Annotated in this window: 15 protein-coding genes; 6 read left to right on the top strand and 9 right to left on the bottom strand. The window is 74.6% G+C overall.

What is annotated here, in order from left to right; genetic code table 11:
• Positions 1-218: 218 nt before the first annotated feature.
• From J5O08_RS11255 to rfbB, 3 genes are all read right to left on the bottom strand, one after another.
• Positions 219-1,523, bottom strand: a complete 1,305-nt coding sequence (locus J5O08_RS11255; RefSeq protein ID WP_218706954.1) for an LCP family protein — start codon at positions 1,521-1,523, stop codon at positions 219-221.
• Between the two features lie 94 nt (positions 1,524-1,617).
• The gene (locus J5O08_RS11250; RefSeq protein ID WP_218706953.1) at positions 1,618-3,699 is read right to left on the bottom strand and encodes a hypothetical protein; all 2,082 of its coding nucleotides are present in this window, start codon (positions 3,697-3,699) and stop codon (positions 1,618-1,620) included.
• A 13-nt stretch (positions 3,700-3,712) separates the two neighbouring features.
• Positions 3,713-4,708 carry a dTDP-glucose 4,6-dehydratase gene (rfbB, locus tag J5O08_RS11245; protein ID WP_218706952.1) on the bottom strand — a complete coding sequence of 332 codons (996 nt, stop codon included), beginning with the start codon at positions 4,706-4,708 and terminating at the stop codon, positions 3,713-3,715.
• A 191-nt stretch (positions 4,709-4,899) separates the two neighbouring features.
• On the opposite strand from rfbB, the gene J5O08_RS11240 reads away from it, so the two are divergent.
• The 4 genes from J5O08_RS11240 to J5O08_RS11225 are packed head-to-tail and all read left to right on the top strand — an operon-like array spanning position 4,900 to position 9,360.
• On the top strand, positions 4,900-5,496 hold the full coding sequence (locus tag J5O08_RS11240) for an acyltransferase (RefSeq protein ID WP_308281562.1): 597 nt from the start codon (positions 4,900-4,902) through the stop codon (positions 5,494-5,496).
• Positions 5,493-6,587, top strand: a complete 1,095-nt coding sequence (locus J5O08_RS11235) for a DegT/DnrJ/EryC1/StrS aminotransferase family protein (protein WP_218706951.1) — start codon at positions 5,493-5,495, stop codon at positions 6,585-6,587. Before J5O08_RS11240 ends, J5O08_RS11235 begins: the two co-directional genes overlap by 4 nt.
• On the top strand, positions 6,587-7,582 hold the full coding sequence (locus J5O08_RS11230; RefSeq protein WP_218706950.1) for a Gfo/Idh/MocA family protein: 996 nt from the start codon (positions 6,587-6,589) through the stop codon (positions 7,580-7,582). Before J5O08_RS11235 ends, J5O08_RS11230 begins: the two co-directional genes overlap by 1 nt.
• Positions 7,579-9,360 (top strand): DUF6798 domain-containing protein, encoded by a 1,782-nt coding sequence (locus J5O08_RS11225; RefSeq protein WP_218706949.1) that lies wholly within the window; start codon positions 7,579-7,581, stop codon positions 9,358-9,360. Before J5O08_RS11230 ends, J5O08_RS11225 begins: the two co-directional genes overlap by 4 nt.
• A gap of 25 nt (positions 9,361-9,385) precedes the next feature.
• Here the strand turns inward: J5O08_RS11225 and J5O08_RS11220 are convergent, their stop codons facing one another.
• The 3 genes from J5O08_RS11220 to J5O08_RS11210 form a co-directional block, all read right to left on the bottom strand.
• Entirely contained in the window at positions 9,386-10,393 is a 1,008-nt protein-coding gene (locus J5O08_RS11220; RefSeq protein ID WP_218706948.1) for a lysylphosphatidylglycerol synthase domain-containing protein, read from the bottom strand.
• A complete protein-coding gene (locus J5O08_RS11215) occupies positions 10,390-11,142 on the bottom strand; it encodes a glycosyltransferase (RefSeq protein ID WP_374225972.1) in 753 nt (250 codons plus the stop codon). Before J5O08_RS11215 ends, J5O08_RS11220 begins: the two co-directional genes overlap by 4 nt.
• Before the next feature lie 140 nt (positions 11,143-11,282).
• Positions 11,283-13,580, bottom strand: coding sequence for a hypothetical protein (locus J5O08_RS11210; protein WP_218706946.1), 2,298 nt, complete (start codon positions 13,578-13,580; stop codon positions 11,283-11,285).
• A gap of 174 nt (positions 13,581-13,754) precedes the next feature.
• Here J5O08_RS11210 and J5O08_RS11205 point away from each other — a divergent pair, with 174 nt between their 5' ends.
• A complete protein-coding gene (locus tag J5O08_RS11205; protein WP_218706944.1) occupies positions 13,755-15,836 on the top strand; it encodes a DUF4214 domain-containing protein in 2,082 nt (693 codons plus the stop codon).
• Between the two features lie 90 nt (positions 15,837-15,926).
• Here J5O08_RS11205 and J5O08_RS11200 read toward each other — a convergent pair whose 3' ends face one another.
• Positions 15,927-17,144 carry an ABC transporter ATP-binding protein gene (locus tag J5O08_RS11200; RefSeq protein ID WP_218706943.1) on the bottom strand — a complete coding sequence of 406 codons (1,218 nt, stop codon included), beginning with the start codon at positions 17,142-17,144 and terminating at the stop codon, positions 15,927-15,929.
• Positions 17,144-18,043 (bottom strand): ABC transporter permease, encoded by a 900-nt coding sequence (locus tag J5O08_RS11195; RefSeq protein WP_218706942.1) that lies wholly within the window; start codon positions 18,041-18,043, stop codon positions 17,144-17,146. The genes J5O08_RS11200 and J5O08_RS11195 overlap by 1 nt, the downstream gene beginning before the upstream one ends.
• Positions 18,044-18,202: 159 nt before the next feature.
• Here J5O08_RS11195 and J5O08_RS11190 point away from each other — a divergent pair, with 159 nt between their 5' ends.
• Positions 18,203-20,068, top strand: coding sequence for a DUF4214 domain-containing protein (locus tag J5O08_RS11190; RefSeq protein ID WP_218706941.1), 1,866 nt, complete (start codon positions 18,203-18,205; stop codon positions 20,066-20,068).
• Between the two features lie 90 nt (positions 20,069-20,158).
• On the opposite strand, the gene J5O08_RS11185 is transcribed toward J5O08_RS11190, so the two are convergent.
• Positions 20,159-21,643 carry a glycosyltransferase gene (locus J5O08_RS11185; protein WP_255589650.1) on the bottom strand — a complete coding sequence of 495 codons (1,485 nt, stop codon included), beginning with the start codon at positions 21,641-21,643 and terminating at the stop codon, positions 20,159-20,161.
• Position 21,644 lies beyond the last annotated feature (1 nt).

The following is a 21,644-nucleotide window of genomic DNA, read 5'->3' as shown; positions in this document are numbered from 1 at the left end:
GTGCGCGTCGGGTGCGGACCGCGGCGTGGACGTGCGGCCGGGCCGCGCCGGCGGCCGGGCGGGGCGTACCGGACGGGCCGCGGCCGGGTCGGGCGCTGGGGTGCCGACGGATCGGGCGCCGTCGGCCGACGGGCGCCGGCCCGCCGCGCCGGGCGTGAAGCTCGGCGGGGTCCCGCGGGGGTCGTCGCGGTGGTCTCGGTCCTCGGGGCGTGCCACGGTCAGCCGCAGACCGCGGTGACGTCGCTGGCCGAGAACGCCTCCTTGCCCGCCTCGCGGGTCTGGGTGGTCGCCGCGGGGGCGGGGGCGGCGGGGGTCTCGGAGCCCGTTCCGGTGCCCGGGTCGGTCGTGCCCGTGCCCGGATCGGTCGTGCCCGGGTCGGTCGTGCCCGGGTCGGAGGCCGACGGGTCGTCGCCGGTGCCGGCCAGCATCGGCTGGTCGGCTGCGACGTTGGCCCAGATCGTGTCGGCCTGCGAGGTCCACACCACCCGGTTCGGGTCGCTCGGCGCCGCCGCGAACGGGATCGTCATGAAGGAGATGTTCTCAGCCGACGCGCCCCGGAGGCTGTAGGCGAGCCCCGCCATGTCGGAGATCGAGCTGAACCCGGAGTCGATGGAGAGCGACTCGGTGGCCGAGTCCAGGAACCGGATCAGCTGCGTGATGTCGGTGAGCATGTTCTTGCTCAGCAGCTCACGGACCACGGCGGCGAGGAGCTCCTGCTGCCGCCCGAGGCGGTTCGTGTCGGAGCCGTCGCCGACGCCCTGGCCGGTGCGGGCGCGCGCGAAGGCCAGGGCCTGGCTCCCGGTGAGCGTCTGCTCGCCCGCGTTGAGGAACAGCCCGGCCTTGGGTGCGTTCATGTCGTTGGGGATGCAGATCGGCACGCCGCCGATGGCGTCGACCATCTTGGTGAAGCCGGCGAAGTCGACCACGACGAAGTGGTCGATCCGGACGCCGGTGTTCTGCTGCACGGTGTTGACGGTGCACGCGGCGGCGGACGCGATGTCGCCGCCGTTGTCCGCCCCGATCGCGAACGCGGAGTTGAACATCGCGTTGCGCTGCGCCGACGTGGTCTTCCCGTTCGACATGGTGCAGGACGGGATGTCCACGAGCGAGTCGCGGGGGATCGAGATGAGCTCCACCCGGCTCCGGTCCGCCGAGATGTGCGCGACGATCGTCGTGTCGGAGCGCATGCCGTCGACGTGGCCGCCGATGGCCTCGTTCTCGCCGTCCCGCTCGTCGGAACCCATCAGCAGGATGTTGACGTCGCGACCCGCGTTGGGGTCGTCCGGGTCCGCGGGACCGGTGGCGGTCACGGACGGCTCGGGCAGCGCCTGGATGAGGTCGCTCGCGTCGATCGTGTTGATGTTGCCGTTCAGCTGGACGTAGAGCGCCGCGGCACCCGAGGCGCCGAAGCACAGGACCGCGACGACGGCGAGGGCGGCGCCCCGCAGGACGCCGTGGCTGCGCCGCGGGCGCCCGTGGCGGACGGCGCGCGGGCGCGGCGGAGCGGCATGGCGGGAGGTCACGACAGAGCAGCATAGGAGCCGGGGCGCGCGGGGCGGCGGACCACCAGGGCGAACGGCGTGGAGGATTCGTGCAGATGGGGGACGCGCAGGGTGCTCAGGAACCGTTCCGCGCGGGCACCAGCGTGCCGTCCCGGAGCACCTCGGCCACCCAGACGGTGGACGGCTCCGTCACGACGGTGCGCGGCAGCTGGTTCAGCTCCAGCTGCCACCAGGTGATCCGCGACCTCGCCAGCGGTCGCGGCGCGTCTCCGTCCGGCCAGGGCAGGGCCCAGCTCGCGAACGCGACGACCGCGAGGTCCTCGTCGCCCCAGCGCTCCCGGATCCGGGCGAGGCGTTCGGCGTCGGGCGGGTGGGCGAGCTCCACGGCGCGGACCCCGCACACCGAGAGCAGCGTGGCCAGGTACGGCGGCCCGCCGGCGCGCACGTAGACGACGTTCTCCGCCGGGAGCGCGTCGCACACCGCCCGGACCTCCGCCAGGCGTCCGCCCTGCTCCACGGCTGTGAGCATCGGGCCCCAGGCCCTGAGGGGGAGGACCACGAGGGTCCCCGCGAGGAGGACGGCGACCGTGCGGACCCACCAGCGGCGCGCGGCCCACAGCGCGGCGAGGGCGACGGAGGCCGCGACGGCGAACCCGGGGAGGGTGACGGGCAGGAGCCGGCGCATGGCCCACACCTGGTCCGGCGTGATGCTGATGCGCCAGAGGTACAGCACCGAGGGCGCCGCGACCGTGCCGACGAACAGCCACCAGCCCGGCGACCGCCGACGGACCGCGCACCACACGGCCGCTGCCAGGCCGAGCACCGCGAGCACCACGAACGGCCAGCCCTGGTACCAGGCCACCCAGTGCAGCGACCACTCGTCGTACGTCCGCGTGCCGTCGACGGGGAGGCCGTCGCGCTCCTGGAGCGCTGCGACGGTCACCGCGTACCCGCTGTCCTCGGCGAAGTTGCGCTCGGTCTGCCACCAGGGGCGGGAGAAGAGCACCGCCCCGGCAGCGACGACGAGCGCCGCCAGGACCAGGGCGGCGCCGCGACGGTGGCGCAGCAGCGTCCGCCGCGGCCCGGACCAGGGTTGCGCGACCAGGACGGCGACCACCAGCAGGGCCCCGCCGAGCGCGAGCAGCAGCAGTCGCAGCTCGCTGCTGAGCGCGCGGAGGTAGCCCGGGCTGTGCACGCGGAGGTCCAGGTACCCGAGCGCGATCATGGCGCCGGCACCCGCCACGGCCAGCACGAGGCCCGCAGCGAGCTGCCGTCGGCGCCGGGGGAGGACCGCCGCGGCCGCGGGCAGCCCGATGCCGAGCACGAGGCCGACGACGACGGCCGCACCGTCGATGCGGGCCAGGGCGGACGCGCCGACCATCGCGCCCGCGAGCAGGTAGGGCAGCGCGCGTCGACCGGCGGCGGCGCCGAGGCCGACGGCGATCCCCCCGAACACGAGCGCGAGCGCCAGCGGTTCGGTGTACGCCGCGCGCGAGAACACGACCATCGGCATCCCCAGCGCGAGCGCGACCGGTGCCACCAGGCCCCACCACGGCCCGGCGAGACGCCGTGCGACCGCGTAGACCGCGACGAGGCCCAGAGCGCCGATCACCAGGTTCCCCGCGAGGACGGCGGCGAGGCCGCCCGTCCACCCGGCCATGCCCAGCAGCGCCGGCAGCAGCTTGGCGCCCTGCGCGACCAGGGTGCCCTCGACGCCCGTGTACGCCAGCGGCGTCGCGATCACGTCGTCGTAGGCCTCGGCGAGAGCCCGCGCCTCGTCGGGCACCTCGATGGCAGGCGCGGGGTGGTCGGCGAGCCACGCGCCGCCGAGGGTGAGGAAGCCGGGGTCCCGCGTCACCGTGAGGAACTCGGAGGCGTACGGCGCGTTGAGCAGCACCCACGCCGTCGCCGCCCCCAGGACGCCTACCGCCGCGACGGCGGACTGCCCGGTCCGCGCCGGTGCCGCCGGGGCGAGCCGCCAGGTGAGGGCCACCAGGAGCGCGGCCGCCGGGAGCACGACCACGGGGCGCAGCTCGCCGACGAGCACCGCGACCGAGGCGGCGAGGGCGAGGCAGAACAGCGCGATCGGCAGCCGGTCCGGCAGCGACGCGACGACGCCGAGGGCGCCGCGGCCGACCGCGCCTGCCCGGCCCGGGAGCGGGGCGGGGCCGTCGGCGCGGGAGCGGCGGCGCCTCATCGTCCTGGCACGCTCAGCGCCCGAGCTGCGCGTACTTCGCCTCGGTGGCGTCCTTCTGCGGCCGCCACCACGCCTCGTTCGCCCGGTACCACTCGATCGTCGCGGCGAGGCCGTCGCGGAACGTCGTGTACCGCGGCTCCCAGCCGAGCTCGGTGCGCAGCTTCGTCGCGTCGATGGCGTACCGCAGGTCGTGGCCCGGGCGGTCGCTCACCAGGTCGTAGGCGTCCGACGGCTGGCCGGTGAGCTCGAGGATCAGCTCGACGACGGTCTTGTTGTCCACCTCGCCGTCCGCGCCGATCAGGTAGGTCTCGCCGAGACGGCCCTTCGTGATGATGTCCCACACGGCGGAGTTGTGGTCCTCCACGTGGATCCAGTCGCGGACGTTCTCGCCGGTGCCGTAGAGCTTCGGCCGCACGCCGTCGACCACGTTGGTGATCTGGCGCGGGATGAACTTCTCCACGTGCTGGTACGGGCCGTAGTTGTTCGAGCAGTTCGAGATCGTGGCGCGCACGCCGAACGACCGGGCCCACGCGCGCACCAGCAGGTCCGAGGACGCCTTGGTGGACGAGTAGGGGCTCGACGGGTTGTACGGGGTGTCCGGCGTGAACTTGGCCGGGTCGTCCAGCTCGAGGTCGCCGTAGACCTCGTCGGTGGAGATGTGGTGGTACCGGACGTCGTACCGGCGCACGGCCTCCAGCAGCGTGTACGTGCCGATGACGTTGGTGTGCACGAACGGCCAGGGGTCGTGCAGCGAGTTGTCGTTGTGCGACTCGGCGGCGAAGTGCACGACGACGTCGCTGCCCTTCACCAGGTCGTCCACGACGTCGTGGTCGGTGATGCTGCCCTTGGCGAACGTGACCTGGTCCCAGACGGGGGCGAGGCTCTTCTCGTCGCCCGCGTAGGTCAGCGCGTCGAGGACGGTGACCTGGACCTCGGGGTGCTCGCGCACGACCTGGTGCACGAAGTTCGAGCCGATGAAGCCGGCTCCGCCGGTGACGAGCATGCGCATGCGGGTGGTCTTCCCTCCAGAGTCGGTCCGCCGAGCCTATCGCGGGAGCCGGACGCCGGGTGCCGCCGGGCCCTTCGTCGCATCACCCGCCGGACGTGCGCTTGGTAGGGTGCCGACGCGCCTCCCGCGGCCGTGCACAGGGTCGGTCCCGCAGGGACACGGGTGGGGTGAGCCGTCGTGGAGAGGGAACCGTGGAGCGTCCGAACGAGCCGATCGCCGATGTCTCACCCGACGCGCGGATCGGGGAACGCACCCGGATCTGGCACCTGGCGCAGGTGCGCGAGGGTGCCGTCATCGGGGACGACTGCATCGTCGGCCGCGGCGCCTACATCGGCTCGGGCGTGCGCATCGGTGCGCGCACCAAGATCCAGAACCACGCCCTCGTCTACGAGCCGGCGGAGATCGAGGACGGCGTCTTCATCGGGCCGGCCGTGGTGCTCACCAACGACGAGTACCCGCGGGCGGTCACCCCCGAGGGCGACCTGAAGTCCGCCAGCGACTGGCACGCGGTCGGCGTGACGGTGCGGCACGGCGCGTCGATCGGCGCCCGGTCCGTGTGCGTCGCGCCGGTCGAGATCGGGCGCTGGGCGCTCGTCGCAGCCGGGGCCGTCGTGGTGCACGACGTGCCCGACCACGCCCTGGTCGCGGGCGTGCCCGCCCGCCGCATCGGCTGGGTCGGGCGTGCCGGACGGCCGCTCGTGGCCGACGGCGAGCAGTGGCGTTGCCCGGAGACGGGCGACCTCTACCGAGAGAACGAGGACGGGACGTTGCACGAGGTGACGAAGTGACGGAGCAGGAGTTCATCCCGGCGGCGAAGCCGATCATCGGGGACGAGGAGCGCGCGGCCGTCGACGCGGTCCTGCGCTCGGGGCAGCTCGCCCAGGGCTCGGAGGTCGCGGCGTTCGAGGAGGAGTTCGGCGCGGAGCTGCTCGAGGGCCGCGCCGCGGTGGCGGTGAACTCCGGCACCTCCGGCCTGCACCTGGGCCTGCTCGCGTGCGGGATCGGACCCGGTGACGAGGTCATCGTCCCGTCCTTCACCTTCGCGGCCACGGCCAACGCGGTCGCCCTCACCGGCGCGACGCCGGTGTTCGCGGACATCGAGGCCGGCTCGTACTGCCTCGACCCCCGTGACGTGCGGGCCCGCGTCACCGAGCGCACCCGGGGCATCATGCCCGTGCACCTGTACGGGCACGCGGCGGACGTCGCAGGGCTGCGAGCCGTCGCCGACGACCACGGTCTGGCCCTCTTCGAGGACGCGGCGCAGGCGCACGGCGCCAGCCGCGACGGCCACCTCGTGGGGACCTTCGGGGACTTCGCGATGTTCTCGCTGTACCCGACCAAGAACATGACCTCGGGCGAGGGCGGCATGGTCGCCGCCGCGACGCCGGAGATCGCCCGCACCCTGCGCCTGCTCCGCAACCAGGGCATGGAGCGGCAGTACGAGAACGAGATCGTCGGCTTCAACGCGCGCATGACGAACCTGCACGCCGCGATCGGCCGCGTGCAGCTGCGCCGGCTCGCGGGCTGGACCGCGCAGCGCCAGGCCAACGCCGCGTTCCTCGACGCGCACCTCGAGGGCGTGGTCACCCCGACCGTCGCCGAGGGCAGCACGCACGTGTACCACCAGTACACGGTCCGGGTGCCCGGCGACCGGGACGCGTTCGCGACGGCGCTCCGTGAGGAGCACGGCGTCGGCTGCGGCGTCTACTACCCGATCCCGAACCACCGCCTGCCGTCCTTCGGTCTCGAGGTGGACCTGCCGGAGACCGAGCGCGCGGCGAGCGAGGTGCTCTCGCTCCCGGTGCACCCCTCGCTCTCCGAGGGCGACCTGGAGCGCGTGGTCACCGCGGTCAACACGCTCGCGAAGGCGGGTGCCTGATGGCGGCCGAGCTGCGGGCGGGCCTGGTCGGGCTCGGCTCGATGGGCCGGCACCACGCCCGGGTGCTCCGCGAGCTGCCCGGCGTCGAGCTGGTCGGCGCCGTGGACCCGACGGGCGACCCGTACGGCGTCGCCGGTGACCTCCCGGTGTACCGCGAGGTGGCCGAGCTCGTCGCCGCGGGCGTCGACATGGCCGTCGTCGCGGCGCCCACGGTGACGCACGAGCCCGTGGGCCTCGAGCTCGCCGCGGCCGGCGTCCACACCATGGTGGAGAAGCCCATCGCCGCCGACGTGGCCGGCGCCCAGCGCCTGGTCGACGCGTTCGAGGCCGCCGGCCTCGTCGGCGCCGTCGGCCACATCGAGCGGTTCAACCCCGCGCTGCAGGCGCTGCGCGCGCGCGTGCTCTCGGGCGAGCTCGGCGACGTCTACCAGATCGTCACGCGACGCCAGGGGCCGTTCCCCCAGCGGATCGCCGACGTCGGGGTCGTGAAGGACCTCGCGACGCACGACATCGACCTCACCGCCTGGATCGCCGGCAGCCCGTACATCACGGTCGCGGCCCAGGTGGCCGCCCGCAGCGGGCGCGAGCACGAGGACCTGGTGGCGGCGACCGGACGCCTGGCCAACGGCACCGTCGTCAACCACCTCGTGAACTGGCTGTCCCCGATGAAGGAGCGCCTCACGATGGTCACCGGCGAGCGCGGGGCGTTCGTCGCGGACACGATCGGCGTCGACCTGACCTACTACGCGAACGGGACGTTCGCGACCGAGTGGGACTCCGTCGCGAACTTCCGCGGGGTGACCGAGGGCGACGTCACGCGGTTCGCGCTGGCCAAGCGCGAACCGCTGCGCCTCGAGCACGAGGCGTTCCGGGACGCGGTGCTGGGCGTGCGCGACGAGGTGGTGTCGCTCCGGGAGGGCCTGGCCACGCTGCGTGTCGCCGAGAGCCTGCTGGAGGCTTCGGGCACCGGTCGCGCCGTGACCCTGCCGGCGTGACCCCCGCCGCCGAGGTCGAGGCGGCGCCGGGGGCGGGGCCGCGGGCGGCGCTGGCCCGCGTCGCCGCCGCACGGAGCACCCGCCGGGTCGCTCGGGTCGCCGCGGTGGCACTCGTCATCGTGCTCGCCACCCAGGCGGTGGCGGCCGGGTACGAGTACGGGTACGGCGAGCAGGTGCTGCTGTCGATCAAGGGCATCTCCTGGGCCGACCCCACCGCCTACGTCAACGACTGGTTCAACACCGACGCGCCGCAGCCGCACATCCTCTTCGACGCGATCACCGCGGTCGCGGAGCGCGCCGGCCTGCGCGCGCCGGTGTACTTCCTGTACTGGCTCGCGTCGGTGGTCGTGACGGCCACGGGTGTGGTGCTGCTCGCCGACTCCTGGCTGCCGCGGCGTGCCCGCGGGCTCGAGCTGCTGGCCGGCGCGATGCTCGTCACCGGCCCGTACTTCGCGCTCGGCACCTTTCTGGTGATCCACCGGGAGGCCGTCCCGAACGGGCTCGGCGGGGCGCTCGGGTTCCTGACGATCGTCCTGCTCGTCACCCGCCGCGACCGGGCGGCTCTCGTCCTGGCAGGCGTGACGACCGTGGTGCACGTCCAGCACGGCACGGTCGTCGCCGGCGCCCTGCTGGTCGCCTGGCTGGTGCAGCGGGACCGGTTCCGGCACCGCGTCGTGCGCTGGTTCCCGGTCGCGGTCGTGCTCATCCTCGGGGCCGTGTACGGCGTCGGGGTGCTGCGCGGCCTCGTGGCCGGCTCCCAGGACGTCGTCGACATCTGCGCGACCGCGTCTCCCGGGCACTGCGCCCCGGACACCTGGCCCTCGCAGGTGGTGCGCGACGGCGTGCTCGTGGTGCTGCTCGGCGTCGCCGCCACGCTCGTGACGCGCCGCCGCTCGCTGCGCTCGGTCGCGCTGCTCGTCGCGCCCGCGGTCGTGGTGCTGGTCGCGCTCGTCACCGACCTCGCGGACGTCGAGCCGTTCCAGACCCTGGGGGAGCAGTTCTTCCTGTACCGGTTCGTGATGGGCATCGCACCGTTCGCCACCTTCACGTGCGTCCTGCTGCTCGCGCGGGCGACCGACGTCCGTCGCCGGTGGCTCGGCCTGGTGTGCGCCGCGGCGGGTGTCGGCGTGTTCGTCCTGTGGCACGCGCTGTCCTACGCCAACCTCACCCGGTTCCGGGTGCACACGGAGAACGTGCCGAAGGCCACCCTCCTCGTCGCCGTGGCGCTGGTGGTGGGGATGGCGGCGGCCACCGTCGTGCTCGGCCCGCGGCGACCGCGTCTGCTGCCGCTGGCGGTCCGCGCGGGCACGGCCCTGGCCGTGGTCGTGCTGCTCGTGTTCGGCTCGAAGGCCACGGGGTTCGTCCCGCTCCGCGTCGACTACCGACCGGACGACGGCGCCGTGGCGCTCGGCCAGCGCATCGAGGACCTCACGCCCCCGGGGTCGGTCGTGGCGGCGCGGCCCGACTACACCTGGCTCCGGCTGATGAGCCGCAGGGCCGTAGTCGTCGACTGCAAGAGCGTGCCGTACGGCGGCGAGCCCTGGGTGCAGTACAACGAGCGGCTGCAGGCGCTGGGCGTCTCCACGCCGCTGGACTGCGGTACCGGCGGGTACCACCGGCTGGAGCCCGACGAGCTGCTCGCGCTGCGGGACGAGTACGGCGCGACCCACGTGCTGCTGGAGCCCGGCGACGTCGCGCTCGAGTACGCCCAGCAGCACTGGGTCCCGGCCGGCGACCTCGGCGGGGCGATGCAGCTGTTCGAGCTGCCCGACGCCTGACCCGGACGCCCGCGTCGGGCGCCGGTCAGGCGCCCGACGCCGCGGCGGCGGCGCGCTGCTGGCGCCGGTGCCGCAGCATCGTGGGCACCTCGGGGGCAAGGCTCACCGCCATCGTGAGCAGCTCCGCGACGGTGAACATGGCGCGGGACACCACCGCGAAGGCCAGCGCGACGCCGGACGGCATCACCGTGGCGAGTGCCGCGACGAGCACGGCCTCCCGGGCGCCGAGGCCGGACGGCAGCAGGAACGCGAGGACGCCCACGGTCATGCCCAGCGCCAGCGCCCCGGTGAGGAACGCTGCGTTCTCCAGGCCGATGCCGCCGCGCGACCGCACCAGCAGCCACAGGTGGATGCCGTACACGCAGTACATGGCGACCGCGAAGAGGAACGACACGACGATCGACCGGGCGGTGATCGGGCTCTCGAGCCGCGGGCGGCGGACGAGCCGCAGGACGAGGTCCACGGCCCAGGTGACCACCCGCGGGTGCATGCTGAGCAGGAGGATCGGCAGCGCGAGGTAGAGCCAGCGCATCCACGGGTGCGTGGGCGCGAGCTGGGGGATGGCGAGCAGCCCCACGACCAGCGACGCGGCGACGCTGATCCCGGTGCTCACCAGGGCGGCCACGAGCACCTGAGGTCGGGGCAGGTTGTTCTTGCGGCCGATCTCCATCTGGAGCACGACGGCCCAGACCGAGCCGGGCAGGTACTTGCCGAGCTGCCCGACGAGGTACACCTGCCCGAGACGGCGGCCGGGTCCGGGATGCGCGATGCCGACGACGACGGCCCGCCAGGAGAGCATGCCGAGGTAGATGCCGACGACGGTGACCACCAGCGTCGCGACGAGCTGCCACGGCGCGATGTCGTCCACCGTCGCCGCGATCGTCCCGCGCTCGTTCACGAGCGCGACGACGGCGGCTCCGACGACCAGCACGATGAGCCCGCGACGAGCCCAGTCGACGAGCCGCTGCCGTCGCGTCGGGGCCGGCGGCACGACCGTCGCCTCCGCGGCCGGCACGCGTGCGGCGTCGCTCACGAGCGCGCCGCCGCGCCGAGGGGCGCCGACAGGATCCGTCGTCGCCGCCGCAGGCGCAGGAGCCCGGCACCCATCAGCCAGACGTCCCGCACGCGGACCGTCGACGCCTTCGGCCCGTGGTCGGGCGAGAGCCGGACCGGCACCTCCACGACCTCCGCGCCCTGCAGCTCGGCCGCGTAGGTGAGCTCGGTCGAGAAGAGGAAGCCGGGTGCCTCGATGCGGGGCAGGAGCGCGCGCAACCAGTCGCCGTCGGCGAGGATCGTGCCCTGGGAGTCGCCGACGCGCGACGCGAGGAGCACGCGCCGCAGCGTGCGGAAGCCCCAGGTCGACAGCGAGCGGACGGAGCCCCGGTCGACGGTCGAGCCCGGGTGCGCCTTCGAGCCGATCACGACCGTCGGCTCGCGGTCGAGCTCCGCGGCGCGGTCGAGGTCGTCGAAGCCGAAGGGCAGGTCGTCGGCCGTCAGCAGCACGCGCCGTCCGACCGAGGCGCGGATGCCGGCGCGGAGCGCCTCGCCCATGCCTTGCGGGCTGGTGAGGGCACGCACCTGGGGGAGCGCGTCCGACTCGAGCTCGCGCGCGAGGGCGGCCGTCCCGTCGGACGAGCCGTTCTCGACGACCAGCACCTCGGCCGGCAGACCCGCGAGCCGGGCGGAGAGCTGCTCGACGGTGCGCCGCAGGACCGCGGCGCTGTTGTGCGCCGGGATCACCACGGACAGCTCCAGGTCGGGTCGCGGTCGTGCTTCGGTCACGCTCATCCCCAGGGTCGGTCGCCGCGGTCACGGGCCTCGTCGCACACTGCGCAGCGGTCCGGCCCGTCAGGTGTCGGCGCGCTGCCCGCGGCGGGCAGGCCGGACGGAGACTCTACCAGCCGGGGCCGTGCCCGCTCCGGTCACGGCGCGGCGGCAGGCACCGCCTCGGCCGACGCGAGGCAGGCGTCCGCGTCCGCGTCCAGCACGTCCGCGGTGAAGCCGTAGGCGCGGACCCCGGTCGGGTCGCCGCCGCTCACCTCGACGCCGATGCGGGTCTCCGCACCGTCGAGCGGTCCGGTCCAGCCCACCTGGTGCGCACCAGGGGCGACGTCCGTGGCGGAGCCGTCGGGCCAGGTGACCCGGGCCCCGCCCGCCGGGGCCTCGAGCGTGAACGCGAGATCGGCCCGCGGCCAGCCGCCGTCCTGGAGGGTGAGCACCCGGAGCTCTCCGCCGTCCGCGCCCTGGATCGTGTTGCCGATCGGCCCGAACCCGTCGCCCGGGTAGAGGAGCGGGGGGTGCAGGGCGGCGTCCGCGAGGGCGGTGCGGTCCGCGGCGCAGGCCGCGCGGTCCTCGTCCAGCAGGTACGCCTCCCACCGGCCGCTCGTGCTCACGACGGCCGGCGCGCCGAGCGCTGCGCGCATGGCGGCGAGGTCCTCCGGCGTGCTCGACGCCGTCGCGGTGTCCACGAGCACCGCGGCGAAGCCCGCGGCGGTCAGCAGCTCGCGCTGCTGGGCGGGCGGGCGCTGCCCGAGCGCCTGCTGCCAGTCCGCCGTGGGGTCGCCCTGCAGCCCTCCGTACGACCACCGCAGGTCCTCGGAGGAGTACAGGTACGGCAGGAACCCGTCGTACGCCGAGGCGGGGCCGGTGGTGCGCAGGGCGACGGGGAACGACACGTCGGGGTACTGGTACACCATGGCGCCGGAGGGAAGTAGTCCCTCGAGCCGTCCGGTCAGGTCGGTCACCTCGGCCTGCACGGCCTTGGCGGTCCCCGGGTCCGGGCGGTAGATGCCGCTCGTCTGGTCGAGGAGGGCCACCGCGACCAGCGCCGCGACCACGCCGGTCTGCACCAGCGGCCGACGGCGCAGACGGCCGAGCAGGGTGCCGACCGCGAGCAGCGCCAGCAGGGCGATCACGACGTGCATCCGGCTCCAGGCACGCAGGCCACCGCCGTCCAGCGCGAACGACCAGAGCTGCCCGATGCCGCCCACGGTGTAGGCGAGCAGGGACACCCAGGTGAGAGCGGCGAGCGTCTGCAGCACGGGGCGACGGCGCGACCCGGCCCGGCTCCACAGCGTGACGACGGACCACACGATCAGGAAGAGGAAGCCCGCCGCGGCGACCACGCCGAGGGCGGGACCCTCGGCGGGGTTCGGGAACGTCGCGTCGTACTGCTGGCGCAGCGCCCGGAGCGCGGGCACCCGGTGGCCGGAGCCGGGCAGCAGCATCGCCAGGATCTTGCCGCCGTAGATGTCGGCGTCGGCCGGCGAGCGCGTGACGGCCATGGAGGCGAAGCCGAGGGGCGACGGCGTCCAGCGCGCGTCCAACCACATGGTGACGCCGACCGGCAGCGCCAGCGCCACGACGCGCACGACGGTGGGCACGAGCACGGCGCGGAAGCCGCGCAGGCGCCAGCCGCCGAGCGCGGCAGCGGCGACCAGGATCCCCACGAAGACCGCGTAGTACGCGTTGACGAGCCCGATGCTCAGGAGGCCGACGACGACGGCGGCCTCCCGCAGGCGGAGCCGCCGGCCGCGCCAGGGGGACCGGTGGACGAGGGTGACCGCCGCCACGACGCCGATCGGGAGCACCCAGGTCTGGGCGAGCGCGATGTGCCCGCCGGTGCCCCGGAGGAAGTGGTCGGGCAGGACCGCGAAGGCCACCCCCACCAGGACGGCAGGCACGCGCCCGACCCGGAGCGAGCGCGCGAGCCCGACGGCCGTGACGGCCGCGAGCGGGAACGACAGCACGACGACCGCCGTGACGGCGGCGCCGACGCTGCCGGTCAGCGGCACGAGCACCTTCCCGACGAACGCGAACAGCAGGTCGTCGGTGACCGAGTAGGAGTGGCTGTTCTGCGCGAACGGGGCGGCCAGCCGCTCCCCGGTCTCGTACCACCCGGTCTCGACGATGTTCTGGATCCAGGCGTGGAACGCGAGGTTGTCGCCGCTCGGGTTCGCGATCGCCGAGCCGAACTTCCAGGGCTGGTAGGTCCAGAGCGCGGCGACGAGCGCGAGGGCGGCCGCGGCGAGGTACGGCAGGACGACGAGCCCCACCTGCAGCACGCGGGCGACAGGACCCGAGGTGGGCAGCGGGACGCGCCGGACGAGGCGGTTCCGCGACGACGCGGGTCCTGCGTCCGGGGTGCCGGGTCGCTGGTCCCGCCGCGGTGCGGCGTCCCGGCCGGCGGTGTCGGCGGGGCCGGTGGGGGAGGTGGTCACGACGCGGGAGCCTTCGGTCGACGGCGGGAGCGCAGACAAGGCTAGCGGTCGGCGGCCGGGACCCCGGCGCGCGCGGCCGGGTGAGCCCTGACGGCGCGCCGGGACGAGGCTTGACCGCTCGTCAACGGCACCTGAAACTGCCAGCAACCCCTTCGTCGACGTCAGGACCTCACCATGCTCACCCGGATCCTCCTGGCGGCCGCGCTGGTCGCCGGCCCCGGCATCGCCGCGCCCGTCGCGGCGACCGCCGACCGGGCGCCGGCCGTCGCACCGGCCGCCGCGACGCCGCAGGACGAGGCCGACGTGACGGTCTCGGACGTGCCGGTGGTGGTCCCGGCGACGGACGCGACCGGGGCGGTCGTCGCGCCGACCGACGTCCCCGACGGCGCGGTCGTCGCCGAGCCCGCGGCACCGGTGCCCGGGTCCGCGGCGCTCCGGTCGGCCGGTCCCGACACGGCGGAGCCCGGTCCCGCCGGGGGCGGCGACGCCTCCGCGAGCCCGGAACCCTCCGCGAGCCCGGAGCCGTCCGCGAGCCCGGAGCCCTCGACGGACCCCGGTCCGTCGGCGGCGGCCGAGGGCGACCGGCTCGTGACCGCGGAGATCCCGGCCGACGACGCGCAGACGCTCGGCCTCACCTGGCCGGCGGCCGCGGGCGACGTGACGGCGCTGGACGCGCAGGTCCGCTCCCGCACCGGCGAGGGCTGGTCGGACTGGGAGGCGCTGGCCGTCGACGACGTCGCGCCGGACGCGGGGACCCCTGACGCGGAGTCCGGCGTCCGCGGCGGCACCGCGTCCGTCTGGTTCGGCGAGGCCGAGGCGGTGCAGCTGTCGTTCGCGGCGACGCAGGCGGGCGGCCCGGACGACCTGCGGGTGGTGCTGGTCGGATCCGACGAGGACGTCGACGCGGCGGCGACGCCTGCGCCGGCCGGTCCGGTCGTCGAGGGCGCGGCGGCGACCGGCGACGCGGTGGTGCGCACCGCCGCGTCGACCACCGGTGCCACCGCCTCGGTGCAGGCCGCGGCCGCTGCGCCCGGCATCTACCTCCGCGGGCAGTGGGGTGCGGCGGCAGCCAGCTGCACGCCCGACACGGCGAGCTCGCTGGTCGGCGCCGTGGTCCACCACACGGCGGGCTCCAACAGCTACGGCAGCGTCGCCGAGGCGATGCAGATGATCCGGAACGACCAGCGGTACCACATGACCGGTCGCGGCTGGTGCGACCTGGGGTACAACTTCGTCGTCGACAAGTGGGGCAACATCTACGAGGGGCGCGTCGGCAGCATGACGGGCGCCGTGATCGGGGTGCACGCCGGTGGCTTCAACACCGGCACGGTGGGCGTGGCCATGCTCGGCACGTACGACGCCGCGCCGTCCGCGGGCACGGTCGCCGGGGTGGCCGCCGTCATCGGCTGGCGGCTGGGCGCGTACAACGTGGACCCCGGCGGCTGGATGTCGTACCGCACCGGCGTGGGCGAGAACTCGAAGTACCAGAACACGACGGTCACGCTGCCGCGCGTGTTCGGGCACCGGGACGTGTCGTACACGGCCTGCCCCGGCAACGGCGGGTACTCCGTGCTGCAGGCGATCCGCGACCAGGCGCGCGCCGCCTACTTCGACCCCGCCGAGTACGCGGCGTCGCGCTCGGTGGTCACCGCGCTCTACACGGACCTGCTGGGCCGCGGCCCGGACCCGACCGGCCTGCAGGGCTGGTCGGCGGCGCTGCTGTCCGGGACCAGCCAGTCGGCGCTCGTCGACAGCCTGACCCGCAGCGACGAGTACATCTCGAAGCGGGTCGCGAAGGCGTACCGGGAGGTGCTCGGCCGCGAGCCGGAGGGCGTGGGGGCGAACAACTGGCTCGTGGCGATCCGCGGCGGCCAGGCGACCGTCGACGACGTGCAGCGGCGCTTCTACGACTCCGACGAGTACTTCGCGGCCTCCGGCGGCACGATGCAGGGCTACGTCCAGCGGCTGTACACCACCATGCTCCGGCGGGGGGCGACCGCGGCGGAGGTGAACCAGTGGGTGTCGCTCGCGGGGAAGCACGGGCGCGCGTGGGTCGTCGACTCCATCTGGTGGTCGGTCGAGGCCGCGTCGATCCGCTCCGGCGACTACTACCAGACGTTCCTCGGACGGGGTCCCGACCCGACCGGGCAGGCCGCCTGGGCGCAGGTCCTGCTCCAGCGGGGCGAGGGTGCCGTGCGCACCGGGATCGCGGGGAGCCTGGAGTACCGCGGACGGGCGATCGCACGGTTCCCGTGAGCCGCTAGCGCGGGAGGACGACGGAGGGCCGGCACCCCGGTGGGTGCCGGCCCTCCGTCGTCCCCGGGGGAGGTCCGGGCGTGCGGGGGGTCAGCCCTGCACGCGGTCGAGCACCAGCTCGGGCGAGGCCCACACCGGGCCCACGGTCGTCCCGTCGGAGGTCACCGTGAAGCTGGCGGACTCCCGGAGCCGGGCGAGCTCGGCACCGCTGGGGCCGGCGACGGCCCCGTGGCAGGTGTAGCTGCCCTCGCCGAGGCGCAGGTCGCGCAGCCGGATCTCGAAGCGCTGCCGGCCGATCAGCGGCGGCAGCGTGAGCCCGAGCAGCGTCGTGTTGGTGCCCAGCACGTTGACGCCGAGCCCGGTCTCGATGCCGACGCCGATCGTCGGGTCTGCCACGGCCTCGGTGGCCTGGACCGTCACGGCGATCGCCACGTCGGCCCCCGGTGCGATCGTCGAGACGGGCGCGCCGTCCGCGCCGAGCAGCTCCACGGACTCGACCGTCACCCGGGGAGCCGCGGGCTCCTCGATGCGCTCCGCGGTCTCCCGCCGGTGCTCGAGGTCCTCCTGGCGCTGCTGGTCGAACTCGTGCCGCAGCGTCCGCAGGGCGTCGCGCGTCTCGCCGTCGGCGATCACGCGCCCGCTCTCGAGCACGACGGCGCGGTCGCAGACGTCGGCGACCTGGTCGAGCGAGTGGGTCACCAGCACGATCGTGCGCCCGTCGTGCTGGAACTCGCGGATGCGGTCCATGCACTTGCGCTGGAACGGCTCGTCGCCGACGGCGAGCACCTCGTCCACGAGCAGGATGTCCGGGTCCACGTGCACCGCGACGGCGAACGCGAGCCGGACGTACATGCCCGACGAGTAGAACTTCACCTGGGTGTCGATGAACCGCTCGATGCCGGAGAAGTCGACGATGGCGTCGAAGTACTTGTCCGTCTGCGCGGTCGACAGCCCGAGGATCGAGGCGTTCAGGTAGACGTTCTCGCGCCCGGTGAGGTCCGGGTGGAAGCCGGCGCCGAGCTCGAGCAGGGCGGCCATGCGGCCGCGGGTGCGCACGGTCCCCGACGTGGGCTGCAGGATGCCGCCGATCGCCTTGAGCAGGGTGCTCTTGCCGGACCCGTTGGGGCCGACGAGGCCGACGGTCGTGCCCGACTCGATCTCGAGCTCCACGTCGCGCAGCGCCCAGAAGTCCTCCTTGTGGAGGTTGGAGCGCCCGAAGTTGACGATGCGCTCCTTGAGCGACTTCTCCTTGCGGATCACGAACCGCTTGGACAGGTCGTGGACCTCGACGACGGTGGTGGTGGCCATCAGAGCTCCTGAGCGAAGTTGCCCTGCAGGCGCGCGAACACGCGCTGGGCGACGAAGGTGAACACGATCCCGATCCCGAGCCAGGCCCAGAGCATGCCCGTCAGGTCGTCGGGGACCGGCTGGCCGTCGCCGGCGACCCAGAACGTCTGCTGGAAGCCCATGATCGCGGCGGTCATCGGGTTGGTGAGGTAGAGCTGCTGCAACGTCCCGCTGAGCTCGCCCTGCACCAGCGCCCACGAGTACACGATCGGGGAGGCCCAGAAGGCGATCATGATCGCGATCTCGACGAGGTACTGGATGTCGCGCAGGTAGACGTTGATCGCGGACAGCAGCAGCGACCAGCCGAGCGCGGTCACGACGATCACCGCGAGCGACAGCGGGAGGTAGCCCCAGCGCGTCCCGGCGGGGAAGTTCCCCACGGCGATCGTCGCGACGACGAGGATGCCGAGCTGGATGGCGAAGTTGAACAGGGCCGAGCCCATCGAGGCCAGCGGGAAGATCTCCCGCGGCAGGTAGACCTTCTTGACCAGGCCGGCGTTCTGCACGATCGAGGCCGTCCCCGTGGACACCGCCTCGGAGAACAGGCCCCAGGCGGTCAGCCCGGTGTAGATGAAGATCGCGAAGTCCGGGATGTCCCGGGCGGCGCCGAGGAACTTGCCGAGCGCGATGTAGTAGATGAGCAGCATCGCGAGGGGCCGCATCAGACTCCACACGAAGCCGAGCGCGCTGTCCTTGTAGCGGGCCTTGACCTCCCGCTTGATGAGCAGGTCCAGCAGCTCGCGGTGCGCCCAGATGTCCTTCACCGAGTGGCCGAAGCCGCGGAAGACGCCGGGTCGGGTGCCGGCGGTGCGCAGCGGCTGGGCGGCGAGCTCCAGAGCGCGGGCGTCGCGGAGGTCCATCGTTCTCCTGGGGGTCGGCGACGGTCGGGACTGCCCGACCGGCGCCGACACTCTACCCGTCACCCGGACGCACCCCGGCGAAACCGCCCCGGGGACGACGGCGACGGGGATACTGGGCCCGCCGGTCCGCGCCCGCGGGCCGCGGACGATCGGAGCAGCATGCCCGTCAGACTCGCGCGGGCGGTCGCGCGCCTCACGACCCTCGCCCTCGTGGCGGCGGTGGCCCTGGTCGCCGGCGCCCCCGTGGACCGCGCGGAGGCCGCCGCCGGCGACACGCTCACGGTCACCGGCCACGGCTGGGGCCACGGCCGCGGGATGGGCCAGTACGGCGCCCTCGGCTACGCCGTGGACCACGGCTGGTCGGCCGCGCAGATCCTCGACCACTACTACGGCGGGACCGTCGCCGGGAACGTGGGCAACCGCGAGCTGACCGTCGAGCTCACCGCGCTGAACGGCAGGGAGCTCGTCGCGATCGGGCGGGACCTGCGGGTCAACGGGGCGGCCGTGGGCAGCGGGAACGTCGCGATCCTGGCGCGCGCCCAGGCCGACGGCTCGGTGCAGCTCTTCACGTCGACGACGTGCGCCGGGCCGACGTGGACCCCGCTCGCGGGCTCGTACCGCGCGGGGGCCCTGGAGATCGGGACGGCGAGCCAGGCCGGCTTCGACCGCCTGATCCGGGTCTGCGAGTCGGCCGGCGAGCGGGCGTACCGCGGGACGCTGTCCGTCCAGCGCGTCAGCGGTAGCCAGATGACGTTCAACCGCCTCGGCTCGGAGGACTACCTGCGCGGCGTGGTGCCCCGCGAGTCGCCGTCGTCCTGGGGCACGGCGGGCGGCGGGCGCGGGATGCAGGCGCTGATGGCGCAGTCCGTCGCGGCGCGCAGCTACGCCCTGTCCGGCACCCGCCCGTCGGGTGCCACGACGTGCGACACCACGGCGTGCCAGGTCTACTCCGGCGCCGCGTTCCAGGCCTGGAGCCAGGCGCAGACGGTGCTCGACGCCGCCACCACGAACCAGGCGATCGACAGCACCGCCGGTGTGGTCCGGGTCGTCCCCGGCACGGGGGCGGTCGTGCGCACGGAGTTCAGCTCGTCGACGGGCGGGTACACCGCGGGCGGCGTCTTCCCGGCCGTGGTCGACGAGGGCGACGACACCGCCTCGAACCCCAACCACACCTGGGTCACCAGCATCCCGGTCGCGACGGCCTCGGCCCAGCTCGGCGTCGGGACCATCCGGTCGATCGCCGTCACCCGGCGCAACGGGCTCGGCGCCGACGGCGGCCGCGTGCTGCAGGTCACGGTGTCCGGCTCGTCCGGCTCCCGCACGATGACCGGGAACGAGGTGCGCGTCGCGCTCGGTCTCAAGAGCGACTGGTTCAGCATCAGCTGGACCTCGCCGGCCGAGGCCGCGTCGGTCGTGACGGCCCTCTACGTCGACCTGCTCGGCCGCGGGCCCGATCCCACCGGCCTGCAGGGGTGGTCCGCCGCGCTGCTGTCCGGCACCAGCCAGTCGGTGCTGGTGGACACGCTCACCCGGAGCGACGAGTACATCTCCAAGCGCGTCGCCAAGGCGTACCGGGAGGTGCTCGGGCGCGAGCCCGACCCGGTCGGCGCGGAGGCGTGGCTGGTCGCGATCCGCGCCCGGCAGGCGACCGTCGACGACGTCCAGCGCCGGTTCTACGACTCCGACGAGTACTTCGCCGCGTCCGGCGGTACGTGGGAGGGCTACGTCCAGCGGCTGTACACCACGATGCTGCGGCGCGGCGCCGGCCAGGCCGAGGTGGCCCAGTGGGTGTCGCTCGTCGGCTCGCAGGGCCGGGCCTGGGTCGTGGACTCCATCTGGTGGTCGGGTGAGGCGGCGGCCGTCCGGGCCGGCGACTACTACCAGACCTTCCTCGGCCGCGCCCCCGACCCGACCGGCCAGGCCGCGTGGGCTCAGGTGCTCCTCCAGCACGGCGAGGGCGCGGTGCGGACCGGCATCGCCGGCAGCCTCGAGTACCGGGCGCGCGCGATCGCGCGGTACCCGTGACCGGCTGACGGCGGCACGACGGAGGGCCGGCACCCCGCGGGGGCCGGCCCTCCGTCGTGCCGCCGGTCGGCGCCGACCGCGCCGGGGTCGTCAGGACGTCAGCGAGGTCCAGGTCTCGGCCGCGTAGTCGTCCCAGGTCCGTGCCGGCCGCGCCGCCGCCTCCGCGCGCAGCCGACGGAGCGTGGCCCCGTCGGTGAGCAGCGTGCGCATCGCGTCCGCGACCGACGCGTCGTCGTGCGGGTCGACCAGCAGGGCCCCGCCGCCGGCGGCGATCTCCTGCATGCTGCCGAAGCCCGAGGTGATCGCCGGTGTCCCGACGGCGAGCGACTCCGCGACCGGCAGCCCGTACCCCTCGTTGAACGACGGGAACACCGTGAACCGGGCGAGCCGGTACGCCGCCCACAGGTGCTCGTCGGCGATCTTGCTGCCGGTCTCCACCGGCCGGCCGGCGGCCTGCGCGGCCGCGAGCCGGGCCTGGAACGCCTCGCTGTCCCAGGCGTTGCCGCCCACGAAGCTGAGGCTGAACTCGTGCCCCTCGCGCCAGAGCAGCTCGGCCGCGTGCAGCACGGCCGCGTGGTTCTTGCGTGGCTCGTGGCTGCCGACGACGAGCACGAGGGGGAGGCCGGGCACGACGAACCGGCGCCGGGCCGCGGCCAGGTCCTCCTCGGTCGACTCCGGGGCCTCGACGGGCAGGAGCACGGCCTCGACCTCCGGGCCCGTGAGGCCGATGGCGCCGACCATGCGCGTCCACCCGCGGTACTCGGTCCGGGCTGCCTCGGAGATCGTCGCGACGCGGTCGAACCACCGCACCGCGGCGAGGTTGCCCGCGAACACGCCGGCGAAGCCGAGCTGCGTCGTCTCGGCCGAGGTGATCGGCACGCAGTCGAAGCCGATGACGCCCGTCCGGTTGCCGCTGAACCGGGCGAAGGCGCGCAGGCGCGCCGCGCGCGGGGGCTCGGCCGCGAGCTCGGGGAGCAGGTAGCGCGAGCGCCACGGGACCACGACCGTGGTCTGCTCCGACTCGCGGTCCTCGTCCGCCGCGCGGGCGCTGACGATCCGGTCGTGCTCGACCGCCGTGAGCTCGCGCGGTGCCTCGAAGCCCTGGGTCCAGGACACCGCCTCGCACGCGTGGTCCCGCAGCCAGCGTCGCGCCGTCTCCCGGGCGACGCGCTGGATCCCCGTCGTGAGGGTGGTCGAGGCGGTGTGGGCCACGTCGACCACGGTGGTGCCGGTCGCGACCCGCACCTCCCAGCCCGCGCTCTGCGGCGTCGTGTGCGCCGTGACCGCCTCCGCGAGCGCGTCGTCGGAGAACTCCGCCGCGCGCGCGGTCTCGAGGACCGTGTCCTCCTCGGGCAGCCTGCCGGTGAGCACGGCGAGCGCGAGCCACACCTGCGAGCGGTCCGTGGGCTCGACGAGCGCGGCCAGCGCCGGACCGAGCCGGCCCTCGGCCGCAGGGCGGCCGCCGGGCGCCGGCCGGTCGAGGGCGGCGGCGAGCAGCGGCAGCCGCTCGTCCCAGGCCGCGGCGGCGCGCCGGTCGGCCTCGACCGACGCGGCGGGCGTCGTCCGTACGCGCATC

This window comes from Cellulomonas sp. PS-H5, assembly GCF_019265565.1.
GTDB lineage: Bacteria > Actinomycetota > Actinomycetes > Actinomycetales > Cellulomonadaceae > Cellulomonas.
This window is presented reverse-complemented; position numbering and strand designations above follow the sequence as displayed.